This window comes from Massilia aquatica (assembly GCF_011682045.1).
GTDB classification, from domain to species: Bacteria; Pseudomonadota; Gammaproteobacteria; order Burkholderiales; family Burkholderiaceae_D; genus Telluria_A; species Telluria_A aquatica.
In genome coordinates this window covers 77,819-101,066 of the sequence record NZ_VVIW01000008.1, presented here as the reverse complement: position 1 = coordinate 101,066, position 23,248 = coordinate 77,819, and the positions used below count along the sequence as shown (strand labels likewise).

The 23,248-nt window shown below is 67.0% G+C and carries 13 protein-coding genes and 1 riboswitch; of the genes, 7 read left to right on the top strand and 6 right to left on the bottom strand.

Annotation, left to right across the window (positions count from 1 at the left end; translation table 11 throughout):
* Positions 1-53 precede the first annotated feature (53 nt).
* The 3 genes from F1609_RS15835 to F1609_RS15825 all read right to left on the bottom strand — a co-directional run bounded on the left by F1609_RS15835 (position 54) and on the right by F1609_RS15825 (position 10,049).
* On the bottom strand, positions 54-5,837 hold the full coding sequence (locus F1609_RS15835) for a YDG domain-containing protein (protein ID WP_167077368.1): 5,784 nt from the start codon (positions 5,835-5,837) through the stop codon (positions 54-56).
* A 15-nt stretch (positions 5,838-5,852) separates the two neighbouring features.
* Positions 5,853-7,496, bottom strand: coding sequence for a ShlB/FhaC/HecB family hemolysin secretion/activation protein (locus F1609_RS15830; RefSeq protein ID WP_229421909.1), 1,644 nt, complete (start codon positions 7,494-7,496; stop codon positions 5,853-5,855).
* 456 nt (positions 7,497-7,952) lie between these two features.
* Positions 7,953-10,049 carry a TonB-dependent receptor gene (locus F1609_RS15825; protein ID WP_167077366.1) on the bottom strand — a complete coding sequence of 699 codons (2,097 nt, stop codon included), beginning with the start codon at positions 10,047-10,049 and terminating at the stop codon, positions 7,953-7,955.
* A gap of 192 nt (positions 10,050-10,241) precedes the next feature.
* Positions 10,242-10,459: riboswitch (cobalamin riboswitch) on the bottom strand.
* A 246-nt stretch (positions 10,460-10,705) separates the two neighbouring features.
* On the opposite strand from F1609_RS15825, the gene F1609_RS15820 reads away from it, so the two are divergent.
* From F1609_RS15820 to F1609_RS15805, 4 genes are read left to right on the top strand one after another with little or no spacing between them, the layout of a single operon-like run.
* Entirely contained in the window at positions 10,706-11,794 is a 1,089-nt protein-coding gene (locus tag F1609_RS15820; protein ID WP_167077365.1) for an SGNH/GDSL hydrolase family protein, read from the top strand.
* A 14-nt stretch (positions 11,795-11,808) separates the two neighbouring features.
* Positions 11,809-12,483 (top strand): hypothetical protein, encoded by a 675-nt coding sequence (locus F1609_RS15815; RefSeq protein WP_167077364.1) that lies wholly within the window; start codon positions 11,809-11,811, stop codon positions 12,481-12,483.
* Between the two features lie 5 nt (positions 12,484-12,488).
* Entirely contained in the window at positions 12,489-14,945 is a 2,457-nt protein-coding gene (lnt, locus tag F1609_RS15810; RefSeq protein ID WP_167077363.1) for an apolipoprotein N-acyltransferase, read from the top strand.
* 27 nt (positions 14,946-14,972) lie between these two features.
* Complete coding sequence (locus F1609_RS15805) at positions 14,973-15,518, top strand: DUF4303 domain-containing protein (protein ID WP_229421919.1); 546 nt, start codon at positions 14,973-14,975, stop codon at positions 15,516-15,518.
* Here F1609_RS15805 and F1609_RS15800 read toward each other — a convergent pair.
* A complete protein-coding gene (locus F1609_RS15800; protein ID WP_167077361.1) occupies positions 15,515-15,853 on the bottom strand; it encodes a hypothetical protein in 339 nt (112 codons plus the stop codon). The two genes, F1609_RS15805 and F1609_RS15800, sit on opposite strands and share 4 nt — an antisense overlap.
* A 151-nt stretch (positions 15,854-16,004) precedes the next feature.
* Here F1609_RS15800 and F1609_RS15795 point away from each other — a divergent pair, with 151 nt between their 5' ends.
* Positions 16,005-20,084: a hypothetical protein gene (locus F1609_RS15795; RefSeq protein WP_167077360.1), complete on the top strand. Its 4,080-nt coding sequence runs from the start codon at positions 16,005-16,007 to the stop codon at positions 20,082-20,084.
* A gap of 142 nt (positions 20,085-20,226) precedes the next feature.
* A complete protein-coding gene (locus F1609_RS15790; protein ID WP_167077359.1) occupies positions 20,227-20,571 on the top strand; it encodes an RNA polymerase sigma factor in 345 nt (114 codons plus the stop codon).
* A gap of 79 nt (positions 20,572-20,650) precedes the next feature.
* On the opposite strand, the gene F1609_RS15785 is transcribed toward F1609_RS15790, so the two are convergent.
* Both F1609_RS15785 and F1609_RS15780 read right to left on the bottom strand, forming a co-directional pair.
* Positions 20,651-21,199, bottom strand: coding sequence for an RNA polymerase sigma factor (locus F1609_RS15785; RefSeq protein WP_167077358.1), 549 nt, complete (start codon positions 21,197-21,199; stop codon positions 20,651-20,653).
* Positions 21,200-21,389: 190 nt separating this feature from the next.
* On the bottom strand, positions 21,390-21,932 hold the full coding sequence (locus F1609_RS15780; RefSeq protein ID WP_167077357.1) for an RNA polymerase sigma factor: 543 nt from the start codon (positions 21,930-21,932) through the stop codon (positions 21,390-21,392).
* A 300-nt stretch (positions 21,933-22,232) separates the two neighbouring features.
* Between F1609_RS15780 and F1609_RS15775 the strand changes: the two genes are divergently transcribed.
* A complete protein-coding gene (locus F1609_RS15775) occupies positions 22,233-23,225 on the top strand; it encodes an FHA domain-containing protein (RefSeq protein WP_167077356.1) in 993 nt (330 codons plus the stop codon).
* Positions 23,226-23,248 lie beyond the last annotated feature (23 nt).

The following is a 23,248-nucleotide window of genomic DNA, read 5'->3' as shown; positions in this document are numbered from 1 at the left end:
CAAGGCCCGCCTGGAATGGCGACACGACCTTGAGTGCACGCGCAGGATTCGCGCTATTGGCCGCTCTGCGCCAGCACCATGGTCCAGCGCTGGCCGTCAATGACGATCAGAACCTCGAACGGCAGCGCGCCGGCCGGAGCGGCCGAGACATCGAAGCTTTGGGTCTGCGCGTTGTAGACCAGCCAACCCGGCAAAGGCGACGCGTCGGTGCGGGTAACCTGCACCGACGCACCGCCAACGGCCATCGCTGCGCTCAACTGTTTCGGCAAGGCGATGCTGAAGCGTTCGCCGCTGCCGATGATTTCCTTGGGAATGCCTACCGCGACCAAGCCAGCCGCCTGGCTTGATGAGGGACGCACCAGCGACACGGTGATGGCTTCTCGCGTTTGCGCACCGGCGACCCGCTGCACACCCGCGCCTGGCACGGGCGGGAGCTCCAGTTTCAACGGCGACGGTACCCTGGTCGCCACCGGGGCGACTGGCTGATTTACCGGCAACTGAGGCAACACAAGTTCGGCAACTGCCGCCGGAAGCGGCACCACCGGCGGCGGTTCCGGCGGCACTGTTGGCACGCTGGGTACTGTGGGTACTGTTGGCACGGTGGGCACTGTTGGCACGGTCGGTACTTCAGGAACCGTGGGAACCGGATCGCCCGCAGCGGGAACAATCGTGGCGGTCGTGATGGCCGAGGTCGTGAGCAGCGCATAGTTCGGCGCATCGAGCCCGGCGACGCCGATACCGTTCACGTTGATCCGTTTCGCAACGCCGGGGGCGGCGTCGACGAAATTGGCGCCGAGGCTGGCAAGCTGGAGGACGTCGCCGGCGACCCGGTCGTCGCTCAAGCGCACTGAGGCAATGGTACTGCCATCAAACACCCGATCGATCCCCGCAGCGCCGACCGTCAAGGGCCGTGCGCTGATACTTGCGGTGGTGCTTGCAGTGGTGTCCGCCGGCACATAGTTAGCGGCGTCGGGGCCGCTGACGGCAATCCCGGAAACGCGCAACTCCTTGGCCACGCCCACCCGTTTGTCCGCGAACCTGGTCGTGCCGGCAAAAGCGAGCACGTCGCCGGCGATGCGGTTGTCGGCAAAGGTCGCCGTGCCGGCCGTGGTGCCGTCGTAGACTTTGTCGTTCCCCTTCACACTGATCAGCAAACGGCGCGGCGCAATGCTCGCCGCGGCGGCCGCCGTCGTCGAGAACGCGTAATTGCTACTGTCGGGCCCGGTGAGCACGATATCGGTAATATTGACGCGTTTCGCCGTACCGGCGTTCTTGTCAATAAAATTGCCGTTACCTGTCAGGGTCAGATTGTCGCCCGCCACACGGTCGTCGGCGAACGTGACGGCATCGCGCGTGGTGCCGTCGTACTCGCGGTCGGCCGCGCTAGCGCTGATATTGAGCAAGCGGGGCGTGATCGCTCCGGTCGCCGTCGCTGTCGAACTTGGCAAGCTGTAATTGGCGCTGTCGGCACCGCTCATCGTGATCCCGCTGATGACGATCGCCTTGCCGGTGCCGACGTTCTTGTCGGCAAAGTCGCTCACGCCCCCGGCGACCACCAATTGGTCGCCAGCGATGCGGTCGTCCGCCAGCGTCGCGCCGCTGGTCGTGGTGCCGTCGTACACGCGGCTGGCGCCGCTGGCGCTCACGGTCAGCGGGCGCGGCGTAATGCTTGCAAATGCGGTGGCCACCGGATTGAAGCTGTAGTTGCCGCCATCAGGGCCGCCGAATGCATATCCGCTCACGCTGATCGGCTTGTCGACGCCGACGTTCTTGTCGTTAAAACTGCCTGTGCCCGGACTGACGCTCACCGCATCGCCATCGATCAAGCCGTCGCCGACGCTGATGGTCGCAGTGGCGGCGGTGCTGCCGTTGTACTGGCGACTGGTGCCGAGCGCGCTCACGAGCACCGGCCGCTTGGTGATGTTGGCCGTGGTGCTGGCGCTGGTGGCGACCTCGTAGTTGGCAAGGTCGGCGCCGCCGGCGCTGATGCCGCTGAGCGTGACCGTCTTGCCGTTGCCGGCATGCTTGTCGGCGAAGTTGGCGGCGGTATAGGCCAGGGTGACTTCATCGGTGCCGAGCAGCCCGCTCGGCGCGAGCGTGGCGGTCGCGATCGTGGTGCCGTTGTATTCGCGGTTGGCGGCGACAGCGCTCAATTCCAGTGTACGCTTGGTGATCGTGGCCGAGGTGTTGGCGCTGGTATTGACCAGGTAATTGCCGGCATCGGCGCCGCCGAGCGCGATGCCGGTGACCTGGACAGGCTTGCCAGTGCCCGCGTTCTTGTCGGCGAAACTGGCAGCGCCATAGGAATACGTCAGGATATCGCTCGCCACGACAGCATCGTCGGGGAGCAGCGTGACGGTGGCGGCGACCCCGCCGTCATACGGCCGGTTGATGCCGCTGGCGAAAATTTCCAGGTTGCGCGGGGTGATATTGCCGCTGGTGGTCACGCTGGTGTTCGGCGCATAATTGCCCGCGTCAGCGCCGCCGAGGGTAATGCCCGACACCGTAATGGTCTTGCCGACGCCCACGTTTTTTGTGTCGAACAGCGCGGTATTGTTGATGGTCAGCACATCGCCGTTGAGCCGATCGTCGAACAGCGACACCGTGGCGTTACGGCTGCCGTCATACACGCGGCTGTTGCCTTCCGCGCTGATCGCCAGCGCGCGCGGCGTGATCGTCGCGCTGGCATTGGCGCCGCTCAAGACATAGTTGGTATCGATGGCGCCGGCCAGCGCCAGCGTACCGAGCGCCAGCGGCTGTATTCCGGCGCTGACGTTCTTGCTCGGCACGCTGCCGCTGCCGGTCAAGCCGCACGCGGCAAGTCCGCCGGCGCAATCGCTGCCGACCAGATTGGTGGCGCCGATGGCGGCGGCATTGAACACCGTGGTGCCATCGTAGGGACGGCTGCCGGCCAGGGCCAGCGGCCGTTTCGAGATCGTGTAGGCGACCCCGGCGCCTGGCACGAAGGCGTAATTGTCGGCGTTGGCGCCGCCCAGGGTCAGCCCGGAGCTGTACACGATCTGGTACAGGCCGGCGTTCGACGTGGAGGTCGGGGCGCCGCCGAACAGCGCCGTGCCGCCGACATTGAGCCCGAGGGCGGCGAGCGCGCTGGCGTCGAGCAGGTTGGCGCCGTTAAACAGCGAATAGGTCAATGTGCCGACCGGGTCGCCATACACATTGCCGGCCTGGCTGGCGTTCACCCGCACCGACAGCGGCTGCGAACTCGGGCACGACGCGAACACCGCCAGGCAGGGATAGCCATTGTTGGCGCCCGGCTTGATTTGCCAGACCGGCGCCAGGAAATCCCATCCGGCGTCGGTGAAGGTGGCGCGCGCCTTCATTTGCGCGCTGGTCTTGCCCACCCCGCCGGCGCTAGCCGCCTGGCCGGACGTGTTGATGTCCCAAAAGCTGTTGTTGATCTCCGACGTCGTGACGCCCCCGTCCATCGTTTCGTAGCCGACCAGGCCGCCGACGCTGGTGTTGCCGTTGCCAATGGTCACTGCGCCGACCGCGTAACTGTTGGTGATCACCGAGCCGTTCTCGCCCACCAGGCCGCCCACATTGGTGTTGCCCGACACCGCGCCGAGCGCGTACGTATCGATGATATTGCTGCGCGTGCCGCCGGCGGCCTGATTGATGCCAACCAGCCCGCCCACCGACTGGCTGCCCGTCACGGCGCCGCTGGCGTAGCTGCGCCGTATGGTGCCGAAATAGTTCAATCCCGCCAGTCCGCCGATAAAGGCCGTGGTCCCGGTGACGCTGCCGGTGGCATAACTGTTTTCGATGATGCCGGTATTTTTTCCGACCAGCCCGCCCACCTGGCTGGTGCCGGACACGGCGCCGGTGGCATAGCTGTTGGTGATGATGCCGGCCCGGTTGTCGCCGACCAGCCCGCCCATCTCGTTGAACCCCGTCACCGCCATGGTCGAAAAGGCATTGCTGATGGTGCCGTAATTGATGCCGACCATGCCGGCCGCATTGGTGCCGCGATTGACCGACCCGCCCAGCATGCCCAGATTGCGCAACTGGACCGTGTTGTTGCCATACAAGCTGGTGATCATCGCCGGCCCGCTCTGGTTGATGAACATCCCGCTGATGGTATGGCCCAGGCCCTCGAACGCGCCCCATGACACGCCGAAGGGCGTGAAGCCGGTGCCGCCATTGCCATCGTTCCATCCCGCCGTGGCGGACGCATCGATATCGCTGCCGAGCGCGTAATACGCATTCTGGCTCAGTTGCGCACCCTGCAGGGTGCCGGGCGTCATGTCGCCGCGATCCGCCCCCAGGCTGTTGATGACGGTGTACAGATTGCCATTGATGGTCAGGGCACCGCTGCCGCTGAAATTGACTTTGCCGGCAAAGGTATTGTTGGCGCCGAACGCGGTGTTGACTTTCAGGCTGGCCGGCGCCAGGTCCAGGCTGGCGCTGCCGGTGGCGCTCATGACCGCCTTGATGTTGATGGCGTTGGTGGCGGTCAGGGTCAGCTTGTTGGCGCTCCAGCTGACCGCGTCATTGACGTTGATGCTGCCATCGCTGCCGCTGCCGCCGGTGCTGGCCAGCGCAACGTCGGCCAGCGCCAGGTTGCTGCTCAGGGTCGCGCCGCTGATATCGCCGCCGCTGGGCGCAATCGTGAAACCATCCGGGTCGAGCAGCCAGGTCCCGGTCTTGCCGGCCATGGCGCGCGCATCGACCCGGGCGGCCGCACCAACCGCCAGGCGGCTGCCCGAGGTTTCCACAAAGCCGCCGTTGCCGCCGTTTTCGCCGCCACGCACGCTGATCGCGCCATCGACCGTGGTCTTGCTGGCGTGGTTGCCCAGGTCGCCCATCAGAACCACCGAACCGCCGCTGCCATGCGATCCGGGGGCGGCGTCGGCGCGGATCGTGCCGGCATGATTGACCTGGCCGGACCCGCTGAGCAGAATGCGCCCGCCGTCGTTGACCAGGCCGCTCGCCTCGAGCACGCCGCTGTTGTTCACCACCCCGCCCTGCAAGCTGTTGCTGGCCTGGGCCGACAATACGATCAGGCCGCCGGGTGCGATCACCGCCTGGCGATTCTCGACCAGGGCCGCGATCACCGACGGCGTGACGCTTACCGAGGCCAGGGTATTGCTGTCGTTGAACTGCAAGGTGAGCGCTTCGCCGGCGGCGAACGCCACCGCACCCTGCTGCGCGAGCACGATGCCGCTGTTGCGCACCTCGGGGGCCAGCAGCGCGATATAGCCGCCCAGCGACGCCTGCAACCGACCCTCGTTGACGACGCTCCCGGCCGCCCCGGCGCGGGTGAACGTATTGCTTCCAGCCATGAAGTCGGCGGTCGACATCGCATGCGTGGTCGCCACCAGCCCGCCCACGTCGACCGTGGCCGAGCGGCCGAAATAGACGCCCGCCGAATTCGACAGGAACACCTGTCCGTTGGCCGTCAGTTTGCCGAAAATCTGGCTCGGGCTGGCGCCCAGGACGCGGTTGAGCGTCACCGAGCGGCTCGACGGCTGCACGAAATTGACGCTGGCGCCCTGCCCGATATTGAAGCTCTGCCACTCGATGGCGCCGCGTTCGGTACTCTGCTGGATCGACATGGCGGCGCCGGCCTGGCTCACTTGCGCGTTCCCAGCCACCACATTGGCCCCGCCCGGCAAGACGCCCGCGGCCGGCGCCGTCTGCGCCAGCGCCGCATCGGCGAACCCCGCCACCAGCCCCAGCGCGGCGAGCACGGCGGCGAGCGGCCGGCGCCCGCCCTTGCTCCGCCCTTTGGCGTGCTCGGCAACGGCAACCCAGCAGCCGTACTGGTCGCTCCAGATCAGGCGATAAAAGCGGTTCATCGAAGCATGTGCGAACATGATGACTCCCTTCATTCAAAATGGCAGACTGGCTTGCAGCCAGAAGCGGTTGCGGGTCAGCGAACCATCCTGGTCGCTACCGCTGGCGCTCGGATTGGGATTGGCGCCGATCCGGCGCGCCCAGGTGGACTTGAGGCTGACGCCTTTGGGCGCCAGCCAGCTCAAGGCAATACCGGCGCCGCGCAAGGAATAGGCATTGCGCGTTTCGGCCCCGGCGAAGCGGTTGTCGTGGTTGATCCTGACATGCCCCCAGTCGTAGAACCCGGCCAGCGACAGGCTATGCGGCAACTGGGCGCGCAGCTCGATGCTGGCCAGCTGGCCGGACGCGCCGCCGCCTTCATTGATGGGATAGGCGCGCACGCCGCTCGGGCCGCCCAGATAAAATTTTTCGGCCGAATCGAGATTCTTGCGCGCCGCCTGCCCCGCCACAGTCATGTACAGCAGCAGGGCGTCGCTCAATACCTGGGTGCGCGCGGCCGCATAGCGCAGCTTGGTGAAGCGCCCGGCCGATTTCACCGTGGCGGCGTCGGCCGCGCGCGTGGGCGAGTCATCCAGGTCGACCTCCCCGCGCACCAGGCTCAGGCTGCCGGTGTTGTTGCCGCCGCCGCCCAGCTGATCGAGCACATTGCCGTACAGCGAAGCGCTCAAGGTATCGATGCGGTAATCGCTCACGGTGGCGCCAAGGGCGTCGTTGTCGAAACGGCGGTGATCGTAATTGACCGCGAGCGACAGGTTTTTCAGGCGCGAGCGGATCAGCGGGTAGCTGCCATCGAGCCCGCTTGTCGAGGATTTGCCGCGCGCGTCGAGCGCCGCCGTGTCATCACTGACGAGCTTGTATCGCAAGGCCGACACATGGGCGCCGGCGCGCGCACCGCTGCTGCCGACGGGCATGCTGGCATCGAGCCGCGCATAATCGATTCCTTCCGAATGCTGCAGGCTTAGTCCGATCTGGTCGCCCAGGCGAAAGGGGCTGTTAAGGTAGATGTCGCCGCTCGCGCGCGCCCGTCCGGTGGAGCGCGAGCCGGCGTTATCGACGCTCACGACGCCGCTCAGCAGCGGCGCGTCTTCCACTTTCAACAGCAGATCGGTTTCGCGCTCGTTGCGGCCGGCGCTCAGGCTGCCGGTCACGGTGACGCCTGGCAGGTCGCCCAGCAGCAGCAGGGCCCGGTCGAGCGCGTCGGCATTAAGCAGCGCGCCCTTGCTTTGCGCCGCGTCGACCATGGCGACCAGGCGCTGCGGCGCGATGCGGGCCGCAGCCGCGCCGCCGTCGAGGCGGACTTCGCCGAAGATCGCTTCGACAATCTGGATCGTGACCACGCCGTCGACAATTTCCTGGTGCGGCAGATAGGCGCGCACAATCCATCCGGACTGGCGGTACAGGGCGGCGACCGCGGCCGGCGCCTGTTGCAGCTGGGTGAAGTCGAGTGGCCGTCCGCGCAGGCCGGCGAGCGCCGCGCCGAGCTGATCATTACTGAGCAGCGTATTGCCGACGAAGCGAAACGCCGTCACTGTGACGGCCGAGCCGCTCAAGGCCCGCATCGGCGGCGGCACGCCGACCGCAGGCGCGCTGGTCCTGGGCGGCGGCGGTGGACGCCCTTTTTCAATTTGCTGCAGCAGGGAGCCCGCATCCGGCGTCGTTTGGGCGTGAACGGTTTGCAAGTAAAACAGTGCAACGGCAACAAGGCATTTCCGATGTCGAACGAGTGGCATGATCTGGTCCCATGGTACGTAAAGGTACGCAACAGGCGTACCCGGACTGGCTCATCCGTGACAAGCGCGTACGCTCAGCGCGTGACGTGATATCGACGGACCAGCATGGTCAATCAGTGCTGCGATGGTGGCTGTGCTGCGGGCCGGAATTGCTCGGGCCCGACTGTAGGATGCTGGCGTTTCTGCGCGCAGCATGTTTTTGTAGTGCAGGATTTGACAATACGCAAATTCGCATTGAACGACCAGTATGTTCGTTACGTGCGCATGCATATTTACACAAATGTGCCGCCAATGACACATTTCGCCGTCGACGTTGCCGCTAAGCGAACTCTGCATTAGCGGCGGCAGCCGCACCGCTGCCGATGCCCGGCAGCGGCCGCTTGCATGAGCCGTATCAGGCCGCCATCAGTAACGCCACTGCACCGTCAGTTCCGCATGGCGGCGTGCGCCAAGCAGGTACTGGCTGCCGCCGTACGAGGTGCTGGCGTACAGTCTGTCAGCCAGGTTGCGCAGGTTCAACTGCACCAGCACGTGGCGGCTGGCCTGCCAGCCGGCGCTGGCGTCGAGCACCGTGTAGGCCGGCAGCGACTGCGTGTTGGCGTTGTCGATGAAGCGCTGGCCGACATGGCGCGCGCCGCCTCCCGCGCGCCAGTCGCCGCTGCGGTAGCTGAGCCAGAGGTTGGCCGAGGACTTGGGCGCGTCGGACGGACGGTTACCCGCGCGCGACACGTTGCCGGCTTCGAACAACTGGTCGAATTTGGCATCGAGGTAGACCGCGTTCGCTTCGACCCGCCATGCCGGCGCTAAAGCCACGCTCGCGCTCAGCTCCACCCCGCGCGACGACTGCGCCCCGCCCTGGATCGACAGCGCCGGGTTGGCCGGGTCGCGCGTGATGATGTCATCCTTGCGAATGCGGTACAGCGCGGCGGTCCACTCGGCGCGGCCGCCGGCCAGCGATTGCTTCACGCCCGTTTCGACCTGGCGCGAGCGGGTCAGCTTGTAGCGGCTGTTGGCCAGGTTCAGCGACAACAGGCTGGTTACCGGATCGCTGCCGCTGCTGGCCTGCGCGTACAGCGAGGTCGCGGGCAGCACCTTCCAGCTCAAGCCCAGGCGCGCCGCAGTCGACTGCAAGCGCGCATCAAATCCAGCCGCCCCTTGCAGGCTGGTGCGCTCGACCTTGTAGCGGTCGTGGCGCAGGCCCGCCAGCAGCAGCAGGCGCTCGCTGAATCGATACGCGTCTTCCGCGTACAGCGCATGCGTGGCGGTATCGGTGCTGAAGTTCGGGCGCAGCGGATCGGGGCTGTCGAACACGCCCGGATCAAATCCCGTCGGCGCCACGCTCGAAGCACCGCCATAAGGCGCGTTATTGGTATGGGTGAAATTGATGGTGGCCGCCTCCCAGCCGGCCACCAGCCGGTTGGCGCCGCCGTCCCAGCGCGCCTCCAGGCGGTTGCCGGCCTGCTCCTGGTCGTGCGCGATGGCGATATAGTCGCTGCGCTCGACCAGCTTGCTTGTCGGCTCATACGCATAGCTCTCCGCATTGCGCCAGTGGCGGCGCGCCTTCAGGTAAGCCAGCTCGTTGCTGATGGTGAGCGCCGGCGCCACGCGCCACGTCAGGCGGGCCAGCGCCTTGTCGTCGTCGAAGCCGATGTCGGCGTCGGCAACGTTGTAGTTCTGCCGGCGCAGCGCGCGCGCCAGGCCGCCGCCGACCAGCGGCGTGCCGAAGTAGCGCTGCGGCTTCTGTTCCAGGTGGTCCAGCTGGACATCCAGATCGAGGCCGGGCGCCAGCGCATACGCCGCGCTGGCCAGCAGCTTGCCATGGCGGGCGTCGCCGCGCTCGATCAGGCCGTCGCTACGGTCGGCGTACGCGTCGACCCGGAACGCCCCACCCTGCCCCAGCGCCCCGCTGGCGCCCACCCCGGCGCGCAAGGCGCGCCCCGCGCCAATGCCGGCCATCGCCTCGAACGCAGCAGCGCGGGTGGGCGCCTTGCGCACGGCGTTGATGGTCGCGCCCGTGGTGCCGCTGCCGTGGATCACCGAACCCGGGCCGCGCAGTACTTCGACGTATTCATAGCCCCACGGATCGGACGGATACGTCGCCGTGCCCGATCCCACCTGCGGGCGTTGGCCGTTTTCCAGGATGGCGATGGCGCTGTTGCCGCTGAAACCGCGTGCCGAATAGGCGATGCCATTGCCGGGCGAACTGATGTCGGTCAGGCCGGTGGTACGGGTGACGGCATCCTTCATCTGCACGTCGCCGCGCGCCTCGATGCTGGCCGCGCCGAGCGACTCCACGCTGGCCGGCAAGTCCTGCGCCGCCAGTGCGAGCCGGCTGGCGGTGCCATTCTCGCGCTGCAGGCCCAGGCCCTCGTGCGCCGCCTGGATGGTCACGACCGGCATCGTCGCCGGTGTCTGGGCCCAGGCGGCTGGGACGCACAGCAGTGCGATGGCGGCGGCGATGGGGCGAATGGGTGTGGAACAGGCGTGGCGGAAATGGATCATGGAAGCGTCTGACGTAGTAAATGGCCGGTTCGGCCGGCGGTTACGTTCGCGCATGCGAGCGCCAGCGCCATGGCACGCGCCGCACACGCAAAGAAAAAATGCGAACGGGGACGCGTACGCCGGCGGCGTGCGATTGCATTGGCAGAACAAAAAAGGACGACAAATAACAGGCAACCCCACACCCCGGGCGTTGCGCGTGCATCGTGACTGGCCGGTCTTCTGGCTCGCCGTCATCCTTCCCTGGTCTTGCCTTCCCATGCGATGCACAGTGGCGTTCGATCAAAGTCGTCAGGCTTACAGCAGCGGGGGCTGCGCCGGACTGGCGCAAGATGAAAATCTCGCGCGTCACCGGCTTCCCGTTTCACCCTCCAGCCGACAAGCGGGAGGGCACCATTCACGTATTGGCGCGCATTTTACATCTGGAAAAGCATTGTTGTCACATTTTTCCCGCGCCAGCCGCATGGATGGCGGGAGGATGCAGGCCTCCTGCCCCCACTGCATATTTACAACAAATCCACCGAATATTGATGTTTCCTGTACAAGACGATTGGTTAATTAGCACGCCTGTTCGTATTTGCAATACATTGGGACACCCGCGTTCAGGATCTTTTGCATGAGCAGCCTGGCAGACGGGCCAACTAAAAAGGAGACGCTTCATGAGCAACCGCTTTCGTCGTTCTTTGCACACCCTGTTACCCTTCCTCGTCCTTCTCGTCCCGGCTGCCGACATCGCCGCCAGCACCATCACCCAGAACGCCTCGTGGACCATCGACCGGGCCGGCACCAGCACCAAGTACCGCTCGGTGGCGTATGGCGATTCGATCTACGCCGGCTTTAACGGCTCCGTCACCAGCGCGGCAAAATACGCGGCGCCCACGGTCAACGCCGAATATCTCTCGGCCCAGTGGGGCGCCGACATCGAAAGCGTGCGCCGCACCAAGTCCGGGGCGATTGCCGAGGATGTGTACAACAACAAGATCGTGGCCGAGCGCTCGTACATGCAAGCGAGCAGCACGCGCGTGGTCACCTTCGAGATGTGCGGCAACGATGGCTTGCAGGCGCGCGCCAGCTTCAAGAGCCAGACCGGCACCTGCAACTACAACGTGCTGGCCGCCGCCGAGACCAGCTGCAAGAAATACGTGACGGCCGCGATGGACTACATTAACGCCAACGCCTATGCGGGGGTCAAGCTGAAGATCATCTCCAACCTGCACTACCCGGGCTATGCGGTCGACAATGTGCAAAGCACCTGCAAGGATGCGGGCACAGGCGCCACCGTCAAGATGCAGGACAAGTTCCTGCCGGCGCTGGCCCGCATGAACTTCATGATGTGCGACGTGGCGCGCCAGAAGGGCTTCCAGTGCGCGGATAATTTTGCCCAGTACATGGGCGCCGACTACGACAGCAACGGCGACGGCCGCATCGACGCCGAGGGCTTGCGCTATGTGAGCGGCGAGAGCGAAACGAGCTACGTGACGCGCCTGACCACGGGACTGCGCTCGACCATCCGCGACGCCAACACGCACTTCGTCTCGTCGGGCAGCAGCTACGACTACATCCAGTCGGACGACACCCACCCGACCTACAGCGGCAGCACCGTCAGCTCCGGCCTGTTCGGCAGCGCCACCGGCAGCGGCGCGCCGCGCTACAGCACCATCAACGGCGGCAAGAGCCCGATCTGGAACCAGTACGGGCATGAGCGCATGGGCTGGGCGGTGTCGACCTACAATCCGGCCACGCCGTAACCCCGGGCGCCGACTTGGATACGCCACCGCGTTCCAGGCCAGCGCCAGCCAGCAGCGACACAAGCGCTGCTGGCCGCGCCTGGCGACCATCGCACGGCCGCATCGCCATCGCGCTGCTGCTCGCCATTGCCGCCGGCGTGGCGCTGGCGATGCTGTGGATGCCATCCGGCCCGCCGGCCGGTCAGGCCGACGTCGCGGCCGCCCCCGCACCCGCGCCGGCGATGCCGCCGCCGGCCGCCCTGCCTGGCCAACCGGGCCAGCCCGGCCAGCTCGCGCGCGCGCAGGCAAAGCCCGACCCCGAGGTCGATGCCGACCCCACGCCCGACCTGCGCAATTACGTCGCGCGCGGCGACAATCCCAGCATGGCGCAAGTGATTGAGCGCCTTCACGAGCGCGGCATCCATTCCGGCCTGGGCGCCTTTTCGCCGCCGGGAACCAGCCCGCCGCTGGTAGGGCTGGCGGTACCGGAAGACTTCGTGCTGCCCAAGGGCTATGTGCGCCACCACCAGGCCACCGATGACGGCCAGCGCATCGAAGCGGTCCTGATGTTCGCACCTGATTTTCAACTACGCGACGCCAGCAACAAGCCGGTCGGGATGCCCAAGGATTTGGTCGTGCCGCCGGAACTGGCGCCGCCCGGCCTGCCGATCCGGCGCATTGTGGTTCCCCCCGCAAGTACGGGGCGCTGACCATCATGAACATATCGACCAACGCGACAGTGCGCAGTGCCGGGGGCATCCTCGCCAGTGGCCTCATGGTGGCGCTGTACGCGCGCGGCGGCGCCGCCTGGCTGCTCGGCTTCGTGCTGCTGGTGCCGTGGCTGCGCACGCTCGACGCCAGCCCCACCCTGGGCGCAGCGTTGGTGCGCGGCTGGCTCATGTCGGTGGCCTACACGGCGGCGGCCTTCGCCTGGTTCGGCAGCGCGCTCGGGCTGTACGCGCAGGTGGGCGCGGCCACCGGCGTGGCGCTGCTGCTGATCGCCGCCCCGCTGTTCCAGCCGCAGTTTTTGGTGTTCGCGCTGGTGCGCCACATCACCCTGCGCCACCATGGCGCGCTGCTCGGCGCGCTGGCTGGCGCGGCGGCCTGGGTGGCGAGCCAACGGCTGGCGCCCGGGCTGCTGGGCGACACGCTCGGCCACGGACTCTATCCCTCCCGCCTGCTGCGCCAGGGCGCCGACCTGGGCGGCACGGCCGGCTTGACCTTCCTGCTGCTGCTCGCCAACGAAGGCGTGGCGGCGGCGCTGGCACGGCGGGCCGATGGCTGGCGCGCCGCCGTCCGCCCGCTCGCCGCCGCCGCACTGGCCCCCTTGCTGCTGGCCGGCTACGGCCTGATGGTGCTGTCGGCCAGCCCCGGGCCTGCGGCCAAGCCGCTGCGGGTGGGCTTGATCCAGTCGAACATCGTCGCCTACGACCGCCAGCGCCAGGAACGCGGAACCCACGCGGTGGTGCGCGAAATCCTCGATACGCACTTCGCCATGAGCTACGACGCCGTCGTGCGCCAGCGCGCCGACGCGGTGCTGTGGCCGGAGACCGCCTACCCCACCACCTTCGGCAATCCGAAAAGCGAAGCCGGCGCCGATTTCGACCGCGAGATCCTGGCCATCGTCAACGCCGCCGGCGTGCCCTTCGTGTTCGGCACCTACGATCGCGACAGCGCCGGCGAATACAACGCGGCCGCGTTCGTGCAGCCGGGCACCGGCCTGATGGGTTTTTATCGCAAGACGCACCTGTTTCCGCTCACCGAAACCGTGCCGGCCTGGCTGGACGGGCCGCGCCTGCGCCGTGCCCTCCCATGGACTGGCGACTGGCGGGCCGGGAACGGCGCACGCGTGTTTCCCCTGCGCCTGGCCGATGGACGCGAGATCCCGGTGCTGCCCCTGATCTGCCTCGACGATGTGGTCCCCGCCATGGCGATCGACGGGGCGCGCCTGGGGGCGCAAGCCATTCTCACCATGTCGAACGATTCCTGGTTCAGCGCCAGCCCGTTGGGCGCACGGATGCACCAGACGGCGGCCGCATTTCGCAGTATCGAAACCCGCCTGCCGCAGTTTCGCGCCACCACCAACGGGTTCAGCGCGGTGATCGACGCCCATGGCAGCGTGCTTGCCGGCACCCGCATGGGCGAGCGCACCCTGGTCATCGCCGCCGTGCCGGTGCACACTCCCGCACCGACGCTGATGGTGCTCTGGGGCGACTGGGTCGGACTGGCCGCCGCTGCCTTTCTGGTGCTGCTGGCGGCGTGCTCGGCCATGCCGTCGTGGCGTCCGCATGCCACGCATGCGCCGGCAGCGCTCTGCGGCGTGCTGGCCCCGGCCGATGTGGCCGTACTGACGCCCCCCGCCCGTCTCGTGGCAGGCCTGCTGCGCGCGTGCGCCCGCGCCGGCCTGCTGTGGATGTGCGTGGCGCTGCTGCTCGACGACGCCTTGCGCACCAACACCTTGGCGCAAATGCGCATGTTCGCCGCCGTCTTCCTCGCCCCGGAAGCGGCTGCGTGGTGCGTGCTGTTCATCTTCTCCGCCAGGGCGTCGATCGTCGATGGCCATCTGGTCCTGCAAAGCGACGCGCGCCGGCTCGATATTGCGCTGGGCGACATCACCACCGTGCAATGCTGGCGCCTGCCGCTGCCCTGCCCCGGGATCTCGCTGCGGCTCGCTGGCGGGCAGCGTTACGCGCTGGCGCTGTCCGACCCCGGCATGCTGGCCGCGCACCTGGCGGCCGCCGCCGGTCCCGCCGTCCAGGAACGCACCCCGGCGCGCGCGGCGATGCAGGCGTATGCGCAAGCCGCCCTGGCGATCCGGCGCTCGCGGCTCGATCATCCGGCCGCCAGCTTCGTGCTGCTGCCGCTCGCGCTGGCGATTCCGGCCTTCCACCTGCACCAGCATATTTCGTACGGCGGCCCGTTCGGCGAATACTACAGTTTCGGGCTGCGGGCTTACCTGACCGCCTTTGCGCTATGGTGGGCGGCCTGGACCATCGGCGTGGTGCTGAGCGGCGCACTGTTGCGTTCGGCCATTGAGAGCGCTACCCTGCTGGCGGCGTGGCTGCGGCCCGCGCGCGCCGTCGACATCCGCCAGCGGCTCGAACGCGGCGGGCACGTTGCGCTGTTCGTCGGCCTGCCGGCATGGCTGCTGCTGACCATCTTCCGCGCTTAGCCGACAAAAAAGGAAATTGATGTGAGTATGCCTTCCGCCGCAGAGATGTCGAGTGCGATCGAAATTGCCACCCGCAGCGCGCTTGAGCAGCTTTTCAACACCGTTCCCGAATCCTTTTACTACTGCGTGCTGATCACCACCGGCGAAGGACTTGCACCCTGCCTGGCGGCATGGTCGTGGGAGGCCTTGGAGCGCGCGGCCGGCCAGTCCGACGCGCAGGCGCGCCAGTGGCTGCAATGGTCGTGGGGCGATTCCCCCTATCTCGCGTACGGAGACGAGTTTTTCGGGCCGGTCAAGGACCTGTTTTTGAAACGAGACGCCATGATGCGACTCCGCACGGATGAGGAAAGTGCGCGTGAGCTGGATGTTCGACTGGCGTGCATGGCCAAGGCGCTCGCCAATCTTGATGCACAGGGATTGTTCGGCAGCGGCGAACGGCGTTCGGCCATCCTCATCAGCGCGGAAGTGAGCCCGCCCGATTACACCAACACCGAGCGCGCCGTGCTACTCAATCCAGCCGGCGCCCTGCTGGACGACTGGCTGCGCGACTGCGCCGAACCGCCGCCAGTCTAAGCGTCCTTGAAGGCATCGTATTCATCGTAGTGGAACACCGCGTCGACCAGCTCTTCCAGGGACGCGCCGGGATGGCGTTCGAGCCAGTAGACGATGATGTCTTGCACCACGGGCGCCTCCAGCCAGGACTGATAATCCTTTCCGGCGATCTGATACGGGATGCCACCGCCGCTTTCTTCCGAGTAGCCTTCCACCTCGCGGCTGGGAACGACGACAAATTCCGCGTCCATGATCGTGCCGCGTTCAATTTTCGGCCGCGTGAAAATTCTTCCGGCCGGTGGAAACTGGTCTATCGTCTGTCTTAGAGCAAAAAAACCGTGGTGGATCGTCATCATTCAGCCTCCTGGCGGTCTCGGGTTGTCGCGCTGCCCGCTGCGGGCGGCATCCCCGATTGTACAAGCCGTGTACGCGGTTATTGATAAGAGGGAACTCCGGACGCCTGCGCCACCACACAGCTTCCAACGACCCTCATTCGCGGAGCTGATCATGTTTGGCACGAACTTAATTTCCCCTTACGTCGCCGCCGCCATGCGCCCGCACACGCCAGCGCCAGCGCCAGCGCCGGCGGCGTCGGCCGCACCGCCGCCCCCGCCCCCGCCCAACAGCACTGCCGGCGCCGCCGTCAACCCGAACGATGCGCAGGCGCCGGCGGCGCGCAACGCGCGCCGTCGCGACGGTGTCATGCGATTCCTGCACTTGCGCGCGGCGCCGGCCGCCGCCCCAGCCGCCCCGGCAGGCACCGCAGGCACCGAGATGGAGGTCCTTGCCCCGCGCCCTGCGCAAAGCCCAGCCGCCGCACCCGCGCCCGTCCCCGCACAGGAAGCGCAGCAGCCGTCCGAGCCGCCCGCGATCAAAAAAGAAGACCGCTCGGCGGGCATGCGCCGCATGCTCGAGCGCACGCCACAGGTCGATATCGATATCGGGCCGAAGGGCGAAACACGCACCGGCAACATCGCGTCGGCCGTCGCTGCCGCCAGGCTGAAGCCAGCCGCGGCCGCGCCCCCGAAGCAAAAGGAGCATGGCGTGGTCGGCAGGCACTTCGGCTCGGTCGCGCGCTCGGACGCCGCGCGCGACCGCCTGCTCAAGACACCCCCTGGCCGCGCCCAGGGCATGGTAAACGCTTCCAGCGCGGCGCGCGCGGCCATGCTCAAGTCGCTCGACCGCAGCGCGCCCATGGTGCAGGACCGCATGCTGAGCGCGCGCAGCGGCAACGCCGCCTTTCGCCAGAGCATGGACCAGCACCTGGGCGCCAGCGAAGCCACCCACGAATTGGCCGACGCCCTGCTCCAGGACCATGCCGACCTCCCCGCAGTCGGGGACGCCGCGCCGGTGCCAGTACCGGTTCCGCTGGAGTCGGTGCTGGTTGCGCAGGCGCTCACCGAGCCGACCGTGCATGACGCCGCGACCAGCGAGCGGCGCCCACCCAACGGCGCCGAAGCCCTGGCCGCAGCCGCGTACCTGACCACAGAGATGAACTGGAACGCCCTGACCGGCCCCGCCCCCACCGACCGGCCCGACGCGCAACTGGCCTGGCGCGCCGCCGAAGTACTCTCGCGCAGCGACGCCGGCTTCGGGGTCCTGATGGACTTGATGCACAAGGCGCCCGAAGCGTACAAGCGCGACAGCCTGCACACCTTCCTGCAAGCCGCCGATCAGCTGCGCCAGCAGCCCAGGCTGGCGCATAACCAGCACGTCATGCCGCACGCAATTCTGCAGAACGCCGCGCGCATGGGCAACTCGCCCGCCGGCCGCGCCTTGCAGGCCAGCGCCGCGGTCCTCAAGGACAGCGCCGCGCCCGGTTTCGCCCATGCCATGACCAGCAAGGAGTCGTTTAGCCGCCTGGCCACCGCGCAGCTGGGCGAGAGCGACGCGACCGCCACCCTGATCAACAAACTGTTGCCGGCGACCCATGCCGAGGCGCCCGACAAGCTCGGCAGCGAAGTGCTGCTGGCGCACGCCCTGACCCCGCCGCTGGTGCGCGACGGTGCGGCGCCAACGCTGCTCACCGGCGGCGATGCGCTCAAAGCCCTGGCGTACATGACCGAGACGATGGACGTGAGCCAGCTGACCACGCCGGCCAGAACGCGCCCGCCCGAGGCCGCGCGGGCCTGGCAGAGTGCCGAAGTACTGTCGCGCACCAGCCACGGTTTCGAGGTGTTGATGGACAAAATGGCGCATCCGCCGCCGCCCGGACCGACGCGCGAGGCGATGCGCTCGTTCCTGCAGGCGTCAGACACCTTGCGCAACACGCCCCAGCGTGCGACTGTGCGCCCCGACGAGCATCCCAACGCCATCATGCAACTGGCGTCGACCAACACCTTCGGCGATACCCTGGCCAGCCGCACCATCCGGGCCAGCGCCGACATCCTGTCCGGCACCGCGCCGCGCAACCAGGCCCGCGCCGAAAAGGCCAAAGGCGACCTGTTCGCATGGCGCCAAGGCTTCCGCGAAGACGGCAAGGGCAGCACCCACGCGATGCTGACGGGGCGTCTGCGCAAATTCGTGAAAACCGCCGTGCCGCGCGCGGAAACGACCGGCAAGACCAAGGCGCTGAAGAATATGGCGGGCATCAGCAATTCGGCCCTGACGCCGCTGGCCAAGGGCGTGCAGGGCACGCACCTGGCCAACCTGCCCAAGGAACTGGAAAACTACTGCGGCGCCTTCCAGGACGCTTGCGACACCTTGGGCGACGCCGTGGCGGACATGCCGGCGGCCTCGCCCGGCCTGGCTGCCGACGAGCGCGCCGCCGTGGCCGGCCTGCTCGACCAGTGGGCCGGCATGACGCCCAAGCCCAAGACGCCCGACAAATTCTCCTGCGCCGCGCTGGCCGGCGCGCCCGAGGGCTCGGCCTTGCGCGAACTGGCCGACAAGCCGGTCACGCTCGACCTGCTGACCCATCTGGCCAAGCACGTCAAGCTGCCCGCGCCCGCCATCGAGAACACCTTGGCCGGCGCGCGCGCGATGGAGCAAGCCGCCGACCTGAAACCGGCGGCCATGACGCGCGACGAGATGGCCGCGCTCATGAACACGCTGATCGGCAAGATGCAGTCCAATTCGCGTCTCAAGCTGAGCGACGGCGCCATCAAGGGCATCAGCACGGCGGGCGCCTCGGCCATCGTGTCCAAGGCGCTGGAGGGCGCCCTGATGGTGGGCGTGCGCGCCGACCTGCGCTACGACTACGGCCGCCACACCACGATGGAGCTGGCGCGCACCGGCCAGGGCTACGAGATTTTCCTCGGCACCACCGATAACCATCGGGCCCAGGGCGGCGTGGGCGTCAAACTCGGGCACGATATCAAGGTCGGTTCCAAGGACGCGGGCGTGCAGACCAAGGTGCGGGTGGGCGCCGGCGCCACGGTCACGCCGGTCGATTACGAAAACAGCCACGGGCGCGGCATCATCTTCCGGGTCGAGCGCCCGGTCACCGACGCCACGCGCCCCAATCTGGACAAGGAATGGGCCTCGGTCGCCTTCGACGACGCCCGCATGATCGACACCACGCAGCGGCTGATGGGCTTCCTGCTCGACGCCGGCAGCAGCGGCATGTCCGAAGAGGGACTGTGGAACAAGCTGGCGGCCGACTTCGGCGAGGGCGTCTCGGTCGGGTGGCAAGACAATAAAACCACGACCAACCGCCAGAAGCTGGCGATCGACTTCGGCGCCGCCGCCTCGGCAAAGTTCGGTGATGTAAGCCTGCGCGCCGGCGCCAGCATCAACCTCGCGGCCGAAAACACCTCGGGCCAGCACAACACGGTCAGCGAAGTGGGCGGCACGGGCAACCTGGAACAGCGCAAATTCGGCACCGCCGCCAACGTGACCACCGGCGTCAATATCGGCATGGGCATGGGCACTACGGTGGGGGCGAGCGATCCGAAGGCCAGTGGCAGCACCGGCGCCGTCGCCGCCGAGGCGGAAAAGAAAAGCGGCACCGCTATTTCGAGCGGCGGACTCGACCTGCTCAACGCCCAGACCGTCCTGGCGGAACAGAACCAGTCGGTCAAGGTGAGCTTGCCCACCCTGGACGGTAAACTCATCAGCCGCTCGACCTACCTCGATCACGAGTTTGTCGGCGTCGATGCCTACGTCGAGAAGCTCGAGCAGCAGCGCGAGCTGTGGGTCAGGACCATGACCAGCGTGCACGTGCGCGACCGCGGCGGCGCCGGGGTGCCGAAACCGGAAATTGGCGAGGCCATGTTCAAGGCCTTCACCACGGAAGACAAGGCCGAAGGCACGCGCCAGTTCGATGAGCTCATCGCCACCGCGCGCGCCGAGGCCAAGCCCAATTTCAAGTATCTGGTGCGCATGCGCATGAAGCCGGAAGCGGCTGAAAAATACGACCATCTGTCGGATATCGCCAAACAGGCCGGCAGCAAGTTCGGCCAGGGCGACTGCGAGGAGCAGAAACGCCTGCTGCTGGCCGACCCTAAGAGTTGGCTCCCGGCAAAACTGGCAACCAGCGAGAAAATCAGCGACAAGGATACAACCGGCCTCAAAGCCGGCCTGCGCGCCTTCGGGGTGCGCCAGGCCGAGGGTGCGCGCGAATTGCGGGCCTTCAAATGCGAGTAAGAGCGCGCCGGCGTGTCATTGCGTCGTAATGCAACTGTGTCACATTAGCGTTTCGTGGCGTATTACGGCGCCAAGGTCCGCGATGAACGCGTTCCAGACGAAAATGAATGCAAGAATGAACTCAGTGACCGATATGTTTAGTATGAGTAAGTCCGCGCCTGGCGCCAATGCCGACCTGACGAGTCTGTTTGAAAATTACCGTCACCTGCTGGTCGGCTTCATCACGCGCTATACGCGCTGTCATGCGGATGCGGAAGACGTGGTGCAGACGGCGTTTGTCGAGGCGCTCTCGAACGGGGCCGGCTGGCCGCCGCAAACCACCTTGCCGAGGTCGATGTTCGGGACCGCGCTCATGCTGGCGCGTGACGCCAGGGATGACCGCGCCCTGGAGCACGCGGCGCTGCCGGACGACGCCGCGCAGGACCCGTGTGCGCAGCCGGATCCCTTCGATCTGATCGTTTTACGGCAGTTGAAAAACACGGTCTAGACTTCGGCGTCGCTGCGGGCACCGCCGCAGCCATCGACGCCAGGGCGGCCTGCCGCAGCAGACCTGCCTGCACCCGCCCTCAGGCGTGCGCGCCGAACTGTTCGCGCACGGCGGCGCGAACCCGCGACACGCGCGAACGCACGGTGCCGACCGGCACATCCAGATAGACAGCCGCTTCCTCGTAGGTGATGTCGTGGCTGACCACGACGTCGAAGGTCTCGCGTATCTTCGGCGGAAAACTGCGTAGCAGCGCGTCCACCCTGGCGCTGAACTGGCGCGACTCGCACAGCTCGGCCGGATTGGCGCGCAGGTCCATGATCTGCTCGAAATATCCCTCTTCCACCGCGTCGTACAGGTCGGCGCTGTTGCGGCGCATCTGGTTGCGCGCCAGGTTCAGCGCAATGCCGAACAGCCAGGTCGACGCTTTCGACAGGCCAGCAAAGCGCTCCGCGCAGCGCATCGCTTCGATGAAGGTATTCTGCACCACATCCTCGGCGTCTTCCAGGCTGCGCGTGTAGCGCTGCACGAAGCGCAGCAGCTGCTGGCGGTGTGCCAGGAACAGGCGCTCGACGTTGACGGCCGGTTCGGCGGGCGATACGGCGTCGCAGGAAACTGGGGCGAACATCATCACTTTATCTCCATGGGGTGGCTGGCTGCGGCAGGGTGGCCAGGTTACTACTTGGCAGCCCTGATTCTGACCTATTTTTCCGTGGTTATTCGTTAGATTTTGAACATCGTTGAGAAGTTGCTCAACATTCTCATCAAAACAACATGCGACGAAAAAAAGAGGCACAAACAGCCATGTTGTCAGCGGCGTGTCAGGCAACGCTGCCGAACTGCTGGCGCACGGCGGCGCGCACCCGCGACACCCGCGAACGCACCGTGCCGACCGGGATCACCAGGTAGGCGGCCGCCTCTTCGTAGCTGGCGTCGCCGTTGACCACCACGTCGAAGGTTTCGCGGATTTTCGGCGGCATGCTGCGCAGCAGGGCGTCAACCTGCAAGGTGATCTGGCGCGACTCGAACAGGTCGGCCGGATTGGCATGCTGGTCGGCGATCTGTTCCATGAAACCCTCTTCCACCGTTTCATACAGGTCGGCGCTGTTGCGGCGCACCTGGTTGCGCGCCAGGTTCAGCGCAATGCCGAACAGCCAGGTCGACGGCTTCGACAGGCCCGAAAACCGGTCGGCGCAGCGCATCGCTTCGATGAAGGTGTTCTGCACCACGTCCTCCGCGTCTTCCAGGCTGCGCACGTAGCGCTGAACGAAGCGCACCAGGTGCTGCCGGTGCGCCATGAACAGGCGCCGGACGTCGATCGCGGGGGTGGTGGTGTTCAGGGTTGCGGCGGGTTGGGCGTTCATGATGCGAGCTCCGTTGGTTGGCTTCGTTGAGATGGGCAATGCGCGCCGCTGTCGGCTGGTTTCGCAGCACCATGGAACTCAAGATATCAGCAAAAAAATGGCTTTTTTTGAAACTATGAGAATTCGTGAGACTTTGAAAAACGTTGAGGAAATCGGCCAAAAATGCCGCGCCGGCGCTGGAACCTTCGGCCGGCCGGCGTCCACTGCGCGAGGTCCGCCGCATAGTTGACGAGGCGAGCGCGGAACCAATCCGTCGCCGCCGGCACTTACCGGTATCCAACCAGAAACCGGGACCACACCATGCTTGAACTGCGAATCCTCAACGGCCTGCATCGCGGCGCCACCTTGCCGCTCGATGCGCAGGCCGTCGATATTGGCGCCGGCGAGGCGGCCGACGTCGTCATGGCCGACCACGGCATCGAGGACGACCATGCGCACCTGGCGCCGCACGGCGACGGCTGGCTGCTCTCTTCCAGCGGCGGCGCCGTCTACGCGGCCGATCACAGCGACGCGCGGGAACTGGTCGAACTCCAGGCCGGCGAGTGCGCGCGGGTGGGCGACATCTGGCTGTGCATCGACTGGCAGGATGCGCCTTGGCAGCCGCCACCGCCGCTGCCCGCCCCCGAACCGCAGTTCGATGCGCGCGCCGCCGCCGAGGAAGCACCCGCCGAAACACCGGCCGATACGCCCGTGCCGCCACCCCGGCCGCGCGGGCATTGGCGCCGCCGTAGTGCGGGAGCCCTGGTCGCCGCCGTGGCGGCGATGCTGGCCGCCACCGCCTACGCGCTGACCACCCGCGCACCGCTGCCGGCGCCGGCCGCGCCCGACCTGCGGACGCTGGACCATGCGGCGCCACGTCCCGTGCCCAAGCCGGCCGCGCCGGCGGCGGCGGCGGCGCCAGTGGGCCTCGACGCGGCGGCGCTGGCCGCGCTGTTCCGCAAGCGCCTGACCGACGCCGAATTGATCAACCGCTTCGACCTGACGCTCGATCCGAACGACTGGAGCATGCAGGCGCACCTCGACGACGACGAATCGGCGCGTTTCGAACGCGTCCTGAACGCCTTCATCAAGGAACACAACATCACCTTCCCGGTGCGCGCCAAGGCGGTGACAGCCGAAGCGATGCTGCCGTTTCGCATCGGCCAGGTGATCTCGGGCGCCAACGCCGCCGTGGTCACAAACGACGGCGCGCGCCTGTACGTGGGCGACGACTATCGCGGCGTGCGTCTGGTGGCGATCGCGCCCAGCCGCGTGACCTTCTTCGGCAAGCGCAAGATCGAGGTGATCTGGTGAACCGCGACCCTGCGGCGGCGCAG